Below are 11917 nucleotides of genomic sequence, written 5' to 3' on the forward strand. Positions count from 1 at the left end.
TCAAAAGATCGCAGCCTTCGGCAGCTCCACGGGATTAGCCGAAGGCTGAAATCTTTTAAGGTCTAGACTGGGCACAAAGGGAGTCAATTTCATGCTCGGTCGTCGGCGCACATTACATTTCCTGCTGTTGATGCTGATCGTAAACCTCGGCGGCTGTGCCTCGTGGTTCAGCGATGACAGCGTCGAGCCTGCCGTGCATCTGGTGAAAGTCGAGGTGGTGCGGGCCAAACTGCTCGAGCAAAAATTCATCCTGCACTTTCGCGTCGACAATCCCAACGACAGCGATCTGACCGTGCGCGGCCTCGAATACCGGATTCACCTGGCGGACATGCTGCTCACCGAGGGCGAGCATGAGCACTGGTTTACCGTCGGGCCAAAGCGCAGCGCTTACTTCAAAGTGCCGATCCGCACCAACCTGTGGCCGAAGGTCAAACAGGTGGTGAAACTGCTGAAAAATCCGAACCAGCAGATTCCCTATCGATTGCAGGGGGAAATGGAAACCGGTTTATTCATCGCCCACTACGTGCACCTTGAGCGCAATGGCGTGATAATCCCCGCCGATCTAACTCCGGAGTGACCTCGATGACCCAGCAACCCCATGTCCATGGCCCTGACTGCAACCACGATCATGACCACCATCATGATCACGACCATGGCCATGTCCACGGCCCGAACTGCGGCCACGCCCACCAGGAACCGGTGCGCAACGCCCTGAAAGACGTCGGCCGCAACGACCCTTGCCCATGCGGCAACGGCAAGAAATTCAAGAAGTGCCACGGCGCTTGATGTCACGGGCGAAGATCTTCTTCGCCTGACACACCGCTTCGCGAGCAGGCTCGCTCCCACAGTTGATCTGCACTCAACACATTTTTGTGAACCTGCGCAGCCCTGTGGGAGCTGGCTTGCCAGCGATAGGGCGGCACATCCCTGCATTGATGTCGCCTGATTCACCGCAATCGCTGGCAAGCCAGCTCCCACAGGTCTATCAGTTGACTGTCAGAATCAGGGCAGCACTGACCACCGTCGCGTACTCCCCATGCAGATTGCCCAGCGACATCCCGTGCACCTCTTCAGCGGTACGCGGTTTGCCGAAATAATCGGCCTTGTCGAAGGTAAAGCACGCATCCTCTGCCACCCATGTGTCGAAACCCAGGTTGCCCGCAGTGCGCGCCGTCGACTCAACAGAGTTATTGGTCGCCACACCAACGATGATCAGTTGCCCGATCCCGGCCTCACGCAACTGCGCCTCCAGCCCACTGGCACAAAACGCATCGGGCACCTGTTTCTGGATCAGCCATTCAGCGTCCTGCGGCATAAAGCGCGGCTGAAACTCCACTCCGTCCTGCTCCGGCCAGAACACCGAATCAGGTGAGCGCGACAAATGCTGCACGTGAATCACCGGGCGCCCGCGCAGGCGCCACAGCGCCAATAACTCAAGCATTCGCTCTTCGGCCTGAGGATTATTCCGCCGCCCCAGACGCGGATGCAGAATGCCTTTCTGCTGGTCGATGATGATCAGCGCAGCGTTGCTTTGAAGCTCCATAGCGATCTTTCTCCTGACAGGTCTCGGGACTCATTCCGCAGTTCAACATCAGCGCTTTCCCACAAGCAACTGTCACGCCTCTGACCGATCAGCCGACAACTGCATAAATAACCACTCGCCCCGCTTGCGCGGCCCTCGCGCCGTCACTAACGTAGCGGCTTTATTGCGCCCCCAGCCTTATACCCCCGCAGGAGCTTCGCCATGGCCTCGCCAGCCCTTACACATTTTCTTCCCCGGTTCGGCGTTGCCGCAGCAGTGGCCGGTGTCCTCGGCCTGTCCGGTTGCCAGACCTGGAACGCCCAGGACAGCCTGCCGCCGACCTCCGGCGTGCAACCGCTCAAGGGCCTGGCGCAGAACGTGTCGGTGCGGCGCAATGCGATGGGCATGCCGTTGATCGAGAGCAACAGCTTCCATGACGCGCTGTTCAGCCTCGGCTATGTCCACGCCAGCGACCGCATCAACCAGATGGTCACCCTGCGCCTGTTGGCTCAGGGCCGGTTGGCGGAAATGTCTGGCGCGTCGATGCTCGATGCCGACCGCTACATGCGCGCGGTCAATCTGAAGAAGAGCGCCGGCGAGCTGTACAAGGCCTCGTCGCCACGGCTCAAGCGCTTCTTCGAAGTCTATGCACGGGGCGTCAACGCCTACCTGTTCCGCTACGCCGACAAGTTGCCGGGCGACCTCGCCGCCAGCGGTTACAAGCCCGAATACTGGAAACCGGAAGATTCGGCGCTGATTTTCGCCCTGCTGAATTTCAGCCAGTCGGCCAACCTGCCGGAGGAAATCCAGTCACTGGTGCTCGCGCAAACCGTGACCACTGACAAACTCGCCTGGCTGAGCCCGTCGGCGCCTGATGAAAACCTGCCAGTGGCTGAAGCCGACAAACTGCAAGGCCTCAAGCTCAACGGGCAGATTCCGGGGCTGACGGAATTGAGCAACGCCAGCCAGCAACTGTCGTCGCTGAACCTGCTCGCCACACCGACTGCGAACAATTGGGCGATCGCCCCGCAACGCAGCCGCAGCGGCAAGAGCCTGCTGGCCAGCGATGCGCACGGGCCGCTAGCCGCACCGTCTCTGTGGAGTTTCGTGCAGATCCGCGCGCCGAAATATCAGGCCGCCGGCGTCACGGTTGCCGGTCTGCCGATGGTGCTCGGCGGCTTCAACGGCAAAGTGGCGTGGAGCATGACCAGCGTGCTCGGCGACAATCAGGACCTGTTCCTCGAGAAAATCCGCCGTCAGGGCAGCAGCCTCACTTATGAAGTCAACGGCAAATGGCAGCCGTTGGGCGTGCGCAACGAAACCTATTTCGTCAAAGGCCAGCGGCCGATTCGCGAAGCCGTGTACGAAACCCGCCACGGCGCGCTGCTCAACAGTGCCCAGGCAGCGGCGCAAGGCAACGGTTTCGGCCTCGCCTTGCAGACGCCAAGCTTCACTGACGACAAAACCCTGGATGCCTTCTTCGACCTGACCCGCGCGCAGAACGTCGAGCGCGCCTCAGACGCCAGCCGTGAAATCCGCGCCATTACCCTGAATCTGGTCTTTGCCGATGCAAGCAATATCGGCTGGCAAGTCACCGGGCGCTTCCCCAACCGTCGCGAAGGTGAAGGCCTGCTGCCCTCGCCGGGTTGGGACGGTCGCTACGACTGGGACGGTTACGCCGACCCGATGCTGCACCCCTACGATCAGGACCCGGCACAAGGCTGGCTCGGCACCGCCAACCAGCGTGTAATTCCCGACGGCTACGGCATGCAGTTGTCGAAATCCTGGGCGGCACCGGAGCGCGGCGAGCGCCTGGCGGAAATGGCCGGCAGCGGCAAGCACGACAGCCGCAGCGTGATCGCCATGCAGTACGACCAGACCACCACGTTCGCCGCCAAGCTGAAAAAAGTCTTCGAAGCACCGGGGATGAAGCAACCGCTGAAACAGGCGATCGACGCCCTGCCGGAAGCCGAACGCAGCAAGGCCCGCGAAGCCTTCACGCGCTTGATGGCGTTCGACGGCAAGCTCAGCCCGACCTCGGCGGATGCGGCGATTTATGAACTGTTTCTGCAGGAAAGCATGAAGCAGATCTTCCTCGATGAACTGGGTCCTGAGTCGAGCCCGGCGTGGAAGGCCTTTGTCGCCAATGGCGATCTGTCCTACGCGGCGCAGGCCGATCATCTCTTGGGGCGTGAGGACAGTCCGTTCTGGGATGACCTGCGCACGCCGCAGAAGGAAGACAAAGCGGTGATTCTCGCCCGCAGTCTCGCTGCAGCGATTACAGCGGGCGACAGCCAGTTGGGCGGCGATCATCGCGCCTGGCAGTGGGGCAAATTGCACAGCTATGCGTGGAAAAACAGCAACGGCCAGACCGTGCGCGGACCACTGGCAGCCGGTGGCGATCACACCACGCTGAACAACTCGGCGTTTGCCTGGGGCCAGGACTTCGTTACCACGCGCGCGCCGTCGATGCGTTTTATCGTCGACTTCGGCCAGAGCGAGCCACTGATGGCGCAGAACGGTACGGGGCAGTCGGGCAATCCACTGAGTCCGAACTACCTGAACGGGATCGATGCATGGCTGAAAGGTCAGTACATCGGCTTGCCGATGCAGCCGCAGAACTTTGATCGGGTGTATGGCAAGACCCGCTTGACCCTCACCCCCGGGAAATAGAGCAAAGATCAACAGCCCCTCACCCTAGCCCTCTCCCGGAGGGGAGAGGGGACTGATTGGGGGATGCTTGGGTCTTGCGCCGACCTGAAAGAGAGATGGTGAATCCAACATTGGATCAGGCTCAAGGCTGTGCCGGATCCATATTCAACTCGGCCCCCCAGGTCGATGTACCTCACCAGACACCTCGGTCGGCCCCTCTACAAAGCGAGGTGAATCCAACATTGGATCAGGTTCAAGGCTGTGCCGGATCCATATTCAACTCGGTCCCCCAGGTCGATGTACCTCACCAGACACCTCGGTCGGCCCCCTCTCCCTCTGGGAGAGGGCTGGGGTAAGGGTAGCGCTTCAAAGCCGATCGAACTTCCAGCCTCACGCCCGCCTCATAGCTAACAAGCCCCCCATTCCGGTCACGACATGGATCTTGTTATTGCCCGACCTGAAGGTCTCTACTGCCCCGCCGGAGATTTCTATATCGATCCGTGGCGGCCGGTCGAGCGTTCGGTGATCACCCATGCCCATGGCGATCACGCGCGCACCGGTAATCAGCACTACCTGTCGAGCAGCGCCAGCGCCGGGATTCTGCGCGCGCGCCTGGGTCAGGACATCCAGTTGCAAACCCTTGATTACGGCCAACGCCTGACCCATCACGGCGTGACCCTGAGCTTTCACCCAGCCGGGCATGTCCTTGGTTCGGCGCAGGTGCGGCTGGAATACGGCGGCGAAGTCTGGGTCGCGTCAGGCGATTACAAGGTCGAGCCGGATGGCACGTGCGCCCCATTCGAACCGGTGCGCTGCCACACCTTCATCACCGAATCGACCTTCGGCCTGCCTATCTACCGCTGGCAGCCGCAGGCGCAGATCTTCGCCGAGATCAATCAGTGGTGGGCGGCCAATATCGCCGCCGGCAAGGCCAGCGTGCTGTTCTGCTACTCCTTCGGCAAGGCCCAACGCATCCTCCACGGCATCGACGAAACCCTCGGGCCGATCCTCAGCCACGGCGCAGTCGAACCGTTGAACCGCGTCTACCGCGATGCCGGCGTATACCTGCCGCCGACGATTTACGCAGGCGACGTGAAAAAAAGCGATCCGATCATGCGCCAGGCGCTGGTCATTGCTCCGCCATCGGCGGGCGGCAGCACGTGGATGCGCCGTTTTGGCGACTTCAGCGATGCCTTCGCCAGCGGCTGGATGCGCTTGCGCGGGACCCGGCGGCGGCGCGGCGTCGATCGCGGTTTCGTCCTCTCCGATCACGCCGACTGGCCCGGCCTGCTCTGGGCGATCAACCAGACCGGCGCGGAGCGGGTGATGGTCACTCACGGCTCGATCGGCGTGCTCGTACGTCATCTGCGCGAGCAGGGCCTGGATGCACAAGGCTTCACCACTGAATACGGCGATGACGAAGACGACAACATCGCCACCGAACCCACCGTTGCCGAGACGTCCCCATGAAAGCGTTCGCCGAGTTATATGCCGAACTCGACGCCACCACGTCGAGCAACGCCAAGCTGGCGGCGATGCAGGTGTACTTCGCACAGGCCGCGCCAGCAGATGCCGCGTGGGCGGTGTATTTCCTCTCCGGTGGTCGGCCTCGGCAACTGGTACCGGTGCGCATACTCCGAGAGCTGGCGGTCGAAGTTTCGGGACTGGAGCCATGGCTGTTCGAAGAAAGCTACCAAGCCGTCGGCGATCTGGCCGAGACCATTTCTCTGGTGCTGCCGGAAAACTCCCACAGCTCCGAGGTCGGTCTAGCCGAATGGATCGAAGACAAGCTGCTGCCACTTCGCGGTGAAACCCCGGAATATCTGGCGCGCCAACTGCCGATGTTGTGGGCGCAACTGGATCGGCCGAGCCTGATGCTGTGCATCAAGCTGATCACCGGCAGTTTCCGCGTCGGCGTGTCGAAGTTGCTGGTCACTCGCGCCCTCGCCTCGATGGCCGGCCTCGACAGCAAACGCGTGGCTCAGCGTCTGGTCGGTTACACCGATCTGTCGAACCGGCCCAACGCCGCGAGTTACCTGAAACTCATCGCCCCGGAATCCGCCGACGAACATGCCCAGCGCGGCGGCCAGCCCTACCCGTTCTTTCTTGCCCACGCCTTGGCGCAACCGGTCGAGGAATTCGAAGCCCTGCTCGGCCCCGCCAGCGACTGGCAGGTGGAATGGAAGTGGGACGGTATCCGCGCGCAAGTGGTCAAGCGCGACGGCAAGCTGTGGGTGTGGTCGCGCGGCGAGGAATTGGTGACCGAGCGCTTCCCCGAGTTCGATGTGCTGGTCCACCGCTTGCCGGACGGCACGGTGATCGACGGCGAAATCGTCGTGTGGAAGAGCACCCATCCGACCACCGAAGATGCCTTCGATCCGCAATCCGATGAGCCGCCGGCCGTGCAACCGTTCGCCCTGCTGCAACAACGCATCGGTCGCAAGACGCTCGACAAGAAAATTCTCGAAGAAGTACCGGTGGTAGTGCTGGCCTACGACCTGCTGGAATGGCAGGGCGAGGACTGGCGCAACCAGCCGCAGGTCAAGCGACGGGCGCAACTCGAGGAAGTCATCGCGCGCTGCAACAGCCCGGTACTGCTGCCCTCCCCGGTACTGACCGGCGAGGACTGGTTCGACCTTGGCCTCCAGCGCGAAGCGTCACGCAAACTCGGCGTCGAAGGCATGATGCTCAAGGCCCGCGATTCGCTGTATGGCGTCGGCCGGACCAAGGACATGGGCGTGTGGTGGAAGTGGAAGGTCGACCCGTTCAGCGTCGACGCGGTACTGATTTATGCCCAGCGCGGACACGGTCGTCGCGCCAGTCTGTACAGCGATTACACCTTCGCCGTGTGGGACGGCCCGCCGGAATCCAGTCAACGCTCGCTGGTGCCGTTCGCCAAGGCGTATTCGGGGCTGACCGATGAAGAGATGCGTCAGGTCGACAGCATCGTGCGCAAGACCACCGTGGAGAAATTCGGCCCGGTCAGCAGCGTGAAACCGAGCCTGGTGTTCGAACTGGGCTTCGAAGGCATCGCCCTGTCGCGCCGGCACAAGAGCGGCATCGCCGTGCGTTTCCCGCGCATGCTGCGCTGGCGCAAGGACAAGACCGTCGAAGAAGCGGACAGCCTCGCTACCCTTCAGGATCTGTTGGCCTAACCCCTTTTCACTGATCGTTCCCACGCTCTGCGTGGGAACGCAGCCCGGGACGCTCTGCGTCCCCCCAGAGCCGAACGCGGAGCGTCCGTTGATGCATTCCCACGCAGGAGCGTGGGAACGATCAGTCATCGGGGACAATTCCTTTCCACAGTTTTCCCTGCTCTCAGCTACGCGTTTGAACCGAAACAGTGCATGCAAACAGCAATGCCCGTTTCCGTGCATTCAACTACCCTTGCCTCTCTCCGCTCAACCTTTTAAAACACCTGTTCGGCACTCTGGTTCGGAAATTGCTACTTTCTATAGGTCGTAAGCGTTGCAGTAACAATAATTCTGCGCCACAAGCGCTCATATTGGTTCTTAGGGATTGAATAATGAAAAAAGCATTGCTGACCCTTTCTGCACTGGCGTTGTGCATGGCCGCCGGCTCCGCGCTGGCCAAGGAATACAAAGAGCTGCGCTTTGGCGTTGACCCTTCGTACGCACCGTTCGAGTCGAAAGCGGCCGATGGCAGCCTGGTCGGGTTCGATATCGATCTGGGCAACGCGATCTGCGCCGAACTGAAGGTCAAGTGCAAATGGGTCGAAAGCGATTTCGACGGCATGATTCCGGGCCTCAAGGCCAACAAGTTCGACGGTGTGATCTCGTCGATGACCGTGACCCCGGCTCGCGAGAAGGTCATCGACTTCTCCAGCGAACTGTTTTCCGGCCCGACCGCTTACGTGTTCAAGAAAGGCTCCGGCATCACCGCCGACGTCACTTCACTCAAGGGCAAAACCGTCGGTTACGAGCAAGGCACCATTCAGGAAGCCTACGCCAAAGCCGTGCTGGACAAGGCTGGCGTGAAAACCCAGGCCTATCAGAACCAGGATCAGGTGTATTCCGACCTGACCTCCGGTCGTCTCGACGCCGGTATCCAGGACATGCTGCAAGCCGAACTGGGCTTTCTGAAGTCGCCAAAAGGCGCTGATTATGAAATCAGCCAGCCGGTCGACAGCGAATTGCTGCCAGCCAAAACCGCTGTCGGTATCAAGAAAGGTAACACTGAGCTGAAAGCACTTTTGGATAAAGGTATCAAAGCGTTACACGACGACGGCAAATACGCCGAGATTCAAAAGAAACACTTTGGTGACCTGAATCTGTACAGCGGCAAATAATGCCCCGGCGCCCATCCTCGATGGGCGCCTTTTCCATCCGCTCAGGTTGCTGATTTATGTTTGAAACCCTCCTGCAAAATCTGGGGCTGGCCTCGTTCAGTCTGCAGGGCTTCGGCCCGTTGCTGCTGCAAGGCACCTGGATGACCATCAAATTATCGGCGATGTCGCTGCTGGTGGCCGTGTTGCTCGGCCTGCTCGGCGCCAGTGCCAAACTGTCGAAAGTCAAACTGGTGCGCCTGCCCGCGCAGCTCTACACCACGCTGATTCGCGGCGTGCCGGATCTCGTGCTGATGCTGTTGATCTTCTACAGCCTGCAAACCTGGCTGACGTCGCTGACCGACTATATGGAATGGGAATATATTGAAATCGACCCGTTCAGCGCCGGCGTGCTGACGCTGGGCTTCATTTATGGCGCGTATTTCACCGAGACCTTCCGTGGCGCCATCCTCGCGGTGCCGCGTGGTCAGGTCGAAGCCGCCACCGCGTATGGCCTCAAACGTGGCCAGCGTTTTCGCTTCGTGGTGTTTCCGCAAATGATGCGCTTCGCTTTGCCGGGCATCGGCAACAACTGGATGGTCATGCTCAAGGCCACCGCGCTGGTGTCGATCATTGGCCTCGCCGATCTGGTCAAGGCAGCGCAGGACGCCGGTAAAAGCACCTATCAACTGTTCTACTTTCTGGTCCTTGCCGCATTGATCTATCTGCTGATCACCAGTGCTTCGAACTTTATCCTGCGCTGGCTCGAACGCCGCTACGCCGCCGGTGCCCGGGAGGCCGTACGATGATCGAACTTCTCCAGGAATATTGGCGCGCCTTCCTTTATACCGACGGCCAGAACATCACCGGGCTGGCGATGACGATGTGGCTGCTGAGCGCCTCGATCTGCATCGGCTTCGTCGTCTCGATTCCGCTGTCGATTGCCCGCGTCTCGCCGCACTTCTACATTCGCTGGCCGGTGCAGTTCTACACCTACCTGTTCCGGGGCACGCCGCTGTATATCCAGCTGCTGATCTGCTACACGGGCATCTACAGCCTCGCCGCCGTGCGCGAACAGCCGATCCTCGACAGTTTCTTTCGCGACGCGATGAACTGCACGATCCTCGCTTTCGCTCTCAATACCTGCGCGTACACCACGGAAATTTTCGCCGGGGCGATTCGCAGCATGAACCATGGCGAAGTCGAAGCGGCCAAGGCTTATGGCCTGACCGGCTGGAAGTTGTACGCCTACGTGATCATGCCGTCGGCACTGCGCCGCTCGTTGCCTTACTACAGCAACGAAGTGATCCTGATGCTGCACTCGACCACCGTGGCGTTCACCGCGACCATTCCCGATATCCTGAAAGTCGCGCGGGATGCCAACTCGGCGACCTTCCTGACCTTCCAGTCATTCGGCATCGCCGCGCTGATCTATCTGACCATTACGTTTGCGCTGGTCGGCCTGTTCCGCCTCGCCGAACGCCGCTGGCTGGCCTTCCTCGGGCCGACTCACTAGCACCGGTTTGAAAATAAAGAGATAACAATGCGCCACCAGATTCATGACTTGCTGGCCCCGCTGCCGGGGACCGCACGGCAGATTCACAGTTTCCACTTCGGCCCACCGCAGGCCAAGGGCAAGGTTTACATCCAGGCGTCGCTGCACGCTGACGAACTGCCGGGCATGCTGGTCGCCTGGCACCTGAAACAGCGTCTGGCCGAACTGGAAGCTGCCGGCCGCCTGCGCAGCGAAATCGTCCTCGTGCCGGTGGCCAACCCGGTCGGCCTCGAACAAGTGCTGATGGACGTGCCGCTGGGCCGTTACGACCTCGAGAGCGGGCAGAACTTCAACCGCTGGTTCGTCGACCTCAGCGAAGAAATCGGCAACGCCATCGAAGGCCAGTTGAACGACGATGCGCAGCACAACCTCGAACTGATCCGTGCCAGCCTGCGCAACGCCCTCGACCGTCAGAAGCCGACCACACAACTGCAATCCCAGCGTCTGACCCTGCAACGCCTGGCCTGCGATGCCGACATGGTGCTGGACTTGCACTGCGACTTCGAATCGGTGGTGCACCTGTACACCACGCCCGAAGCCTGGCCGCAGGTCGAGCCGCTGGCGCGCTATATCGAAGCCCAGGCCAGTCTGCTCGCTACCGATTCCGGCGGGCAATCGTTCGACGAGTGCTTCACCCTGCTCTGGTGGCAACTGCGCGAGCGCTTCGGTGAGCAGTTCGAGATTCCGCTGGGCAGCTTCTCGGTGACCGTCGAATTGCGCGGCCAGGGCGACGTCAATCACCCGCTGGCCAGCCGCGATTGTCAGGCGCTGATCGACTATCTGATCCAGTTCGATGCCATCGTCGGCGAGACCAAGCCGCAACCGCCACTGCCGTACCCTGCCACGCCGCTGGCCGGGGTCGAACCAGTGACCACACCAGTCGGCGGCCTGCTGGTGTACTGCGCCACGCCCGGCCAATACCTGGAAGCCGGCCAGCAGATCGCCGAAATCATCGACCCGGTCCACGACAAGGTCACCCCCATTCATTGCACCGCCGCCGGCCTGCTGTATGCGCGCTCGCTGCGGCGCATGGCCACTGCCGGCATGGTCATCGCCCACGTCGCGGGCGCCCAGGCCTATCGCAGCGGCTACCTACTTTCGCCTTGAGGATGCTCGTCCATGTACAAACTGACCGTTGAAGGCCTGCACAAAAGCTATGGCGATCATCAGGTGCTCAAAGGCGTTTCGCTCAAGGCCAAAACCGGCGACGTGATCAGCCTGATCGGCGCCAGCGGCTCGGGCAAAAGCACCTTTTTGCGCTGCATCAATTTCCTTGAACAACCCAATGACGGCGCCATGAGCCTTGATGGCCAGGCGATCCGCATGGTCACCGACCGCCACGGCATGCACGTTGCCGACGCCGATGAACTGCAACGCCTGCGCACGCGGCTGGCGATGGTGTTCCAGCATTTCAACCTGTGGAGCCACATGACCGTGCTGGAAAACATCACCATGGCCCCGCGCCGGGTGCTGGGTTGCAGCAAACAGGAAGCCGAGGATCGCGCCCGACGTTATCTGGACAAAGTCGGCTTGCCGGCGCGGGTCGCCGATCAATACCCGGCGTTTCTGTCCGGCGGCCAGCAACAACGCGTGGCGATCGCCCGGGCACTGGCGATGGAACCGGAAGTGATGCTGTTCGACGAACCGACCTCGGCACTCGACCCGGAACTGGTCGGCGAAGTGCTGAAAGTGATTCAGGGCCTGGCCGAGGAAGGCCGGACGATGATCATGGTCACCCACGAAATGAGTTTTGCGCGCAAGGTGTCGAATCAGGTGCTGTTTCTGCATCAGGGTCTGGTGGAAGAAGAAGGTGCGCCCGAAGAAGTGCTGGGCAATCCCAAGAGTGAACGCCTGAAGCAGTTCCTCAGCGGCAATCTTAAATAAGGTTGGCAACCCACCCCTG

Annotated in this window: 11 protein-coding genes; 10 read left to right on the top strand and 1 reads right to left on the bottom strand. The window is 61.0% G+C overall.

Translation table 11 applies throughout. The features are described 5' to 3' along the window. The first annotated feature begins 91 nt into the window (after nt 1–91). Nucleotides 92–577, top strand: a complete 486-nt coding sequence (locus tag AB4N48_RS18460; protein WP_024011906.1) for an LEA/WHy family protein — start codon at nt 92–94, stop codon at nt 575–577. Nucleotides 578–582: 5 nt separating this feature from the next. After that, complete coding sequence (locus tag AB4N48_RS18465) at nt 583–786, top strand: SEC-C metal-binding domain-containing protein (RefSeq protein WP_003198420.1); 204 nt, start codon at nt 583–585, stop codon at nt 784–786. A 199-nt stretch (nt 787–985) separates the two neighbouring features. On the opposite strand, the gene AB4N48_RS18470 is transcribed toward AB4N48_RS18465, so the two are convergent. Beyond that, on the bottom strand, nt 986–1543 hold the full coding sequence (locus tag AB4N48_RS18470) for a cysteine hydrolase family protein (protein WP_252868902.1): 558 nt from the start codon (nt 1541–1543) through the stop codon (nt 986–988). A 201-nt stretch (nt 1544–1744) separates the two neighbouring features. Here AB4N48_RS18470 and AB4N48_RS18475 point away from each other — a divergent pair, with 201 nt between their 5' ends. From AB4N48_RS18475 to AB4N48_RS18510, 8 genes are all read left to right on the top strand, one after another. Continuing rightward, complete coding sequence (locus AB4N48_RS18475; RefSeq protein WP_460094145.1) at nt 1745–4195, top strand: penicillin acylase family protein; 2451 nt, start codon at nt 1745–1747, stop codon at nt 4193–4195. Nucleotides 4196–4609: 414 nt separating this feature from the next. Then, the gene (locus tag AB4N48_RS18480) at nt 4610–5644 is read left to right on the top strand and encodes a ligase-associated DNA damage response exonuclease (protein ID WP_041478061.1); all 1035 of its coding nucleotides are present in this window, start codon (nt 4610–4612) and stop codon (nt 5642–5644) included. After that, complete coding sequence (locus AB4N48_RS18485; protein ID WP_460094146.1) at nt 5641–7329, top strand: ATP-dependent DNA ligase; 1689 nt, start codon at nt 5641–5643, stop codon at nt 7327–7329. The genes AB4N48_RS18480 and AB4N48_RS18485 overlap by 4 nt, the downstream gene beginning before the upstream one ends. A 371-nt stretch (nt 7330–7700) precedes the next feature. Next, a complete protein-coding gene (locus tag AB4N48_RS18490) occupies nt 7701–8483 on the top strand; it encodes a transporter substrate-binding domain-containing protein (protein ID WP_041478063.1) in 783 nt (260 codons plus the stop codon). A gap of 56 nt (nt 8484–8539) precedes the next feature. Then, nucleotides 8540–9268, top strand: coding sequence for an ABC transporter permease (locus AB4N48_RS18495; protein WP_016771383.1), 729 nt, complete (start codon nt 8540–8542; stop codon nt 9266–9268). Continuing rightward, the gene (locus AB4N48_RS18500; RefSeq protein ID WP_150743349.1) at nt 9265–9975 is read left to right on the top strand and encodes an ABC transporter permease; all 711 of its coding nucleotides are present in this window, start codon (nt 9265–9267) and stop codon (nt 9973–9975) included. Before AB4N48_RS18495 ends, AB4N48_RS18500 begins: the two co-directional genes overlap by 4 nt. Nucleotides 9976–10002: 27 nt before the next feature. Then, nucleotides 10003–11121: a succinylglutamate desuccinylase/aspartoacylase family protein gene (locus tag AB4N48_RS18505; RefSeq protein WP_457264172.1), complete on the top strand. Its 1119-nt coding sequence runs from the start codon at nt 10003–10005 to the stop codon at nt 11119–11121. 12 nt (nt 11122–11133) lie between these two features. Continuing rightward, nucleotides 11134–11898 (top strand): ABC transporter ATP-binding protein, encoded by a 765-nt coding sequence (locus tag AB4N48_RS18510; protein ID WP_056783337.1) that lies wholly within the window; start codon nt 11134–11136, stop codon nt 11896–11898. Nucleotides 11899–11917 lie beyond the last annotated feature (19 nt).

It is taken from the genome of Pseudomonas sp. S2_C11 (assembly GCF_054668395.1).

What these genes read in the sequence shown, in the direction of transcription:
- AB4N48_RS18480 (WP_041478061.1), top strand. Translation starts at nt 4,610, where the DNA reads ATGGATCTTGTTATTGCCCGACCTGAAGGTCTCTACTGCCCCGCCGGA.
- AB4N48_RS18490 (WP_041478063.1), top strand. Translation starts at nt 7,701, where the DNA reads ATGAAAAAAGCATTGCTGACCCTTTCTGCACTGGCGTTGTGCATGGCC.
- AB4N48_RS18460 (WP_024011906.1), top strand. Translation starts at nt 92, where the DNA reads ATGCTCGGTCGTCGGCGCACATTACATTTCCTGCTGTTGATGCTGATC.
- AB4N48_RS18475 (WP_460094145.1), top strand. Translation starts at nt 1,745, where the DNA reads ATGGCCTCGCCAGCCCTTACACATTTTCTTCCCCGGTTCGGCGTTGCC.
- AB4N48_RS18500 (WP_150743349.1), top strand. Translation starts at nt 9,265, where the DNA reads ATGATCGAACTTCTCCAGGAATATTGGCGCGCCTTCCTTTATACCGAC.
- AB4N48_RS18465 (WP_003198420.1), top strand. Translation starts at nt 583, where the DNA reads ATGACCCAGCAACCCCATGTCCATGGCCCTGACTGCAACCACGATCAT.
- AB4N48_RS18470 (WP_252868902.1), bottom strand. Translation starts at nt 1,543, where the DNA reads ATGGAGCTTCAAAGCAACGCTGCGCTGATCATCATCGACCAGCAGAAA.
- AB4N48_RS18505 (WP_457264172.1), top strand. Translation starts at nt 10,003, where the DNA reads ATGCGCCACCAGATTCATGACTTGCTGGCCCCGCTGCCGGGGACCGCA.
- AB4N48_RS18485 (WP_460094146.1), top strand. Translation starts at nt 5,641, where the DNA reads ATGAAAGCGTTCGCCGAGTTATATGCCGAACTCGACGCCACCACGTCG.
- AB4N48_RS18510 (WP_056783337.1), top strand. Translation starts at nt 11,134, where the DNA reads ATGTACAAACTGACCGTTGAAGGCCTGCACAAAAGCTATGGCGATCAT.
- AB4N48_RS18495 (WP_016771383.1), top strand. Translation starts at nt 8,540, where the DNA reads ATGTTTGAAACCCTCCTGCAAAATCTGGGGCTGGCCTCGTTCAGTCTG.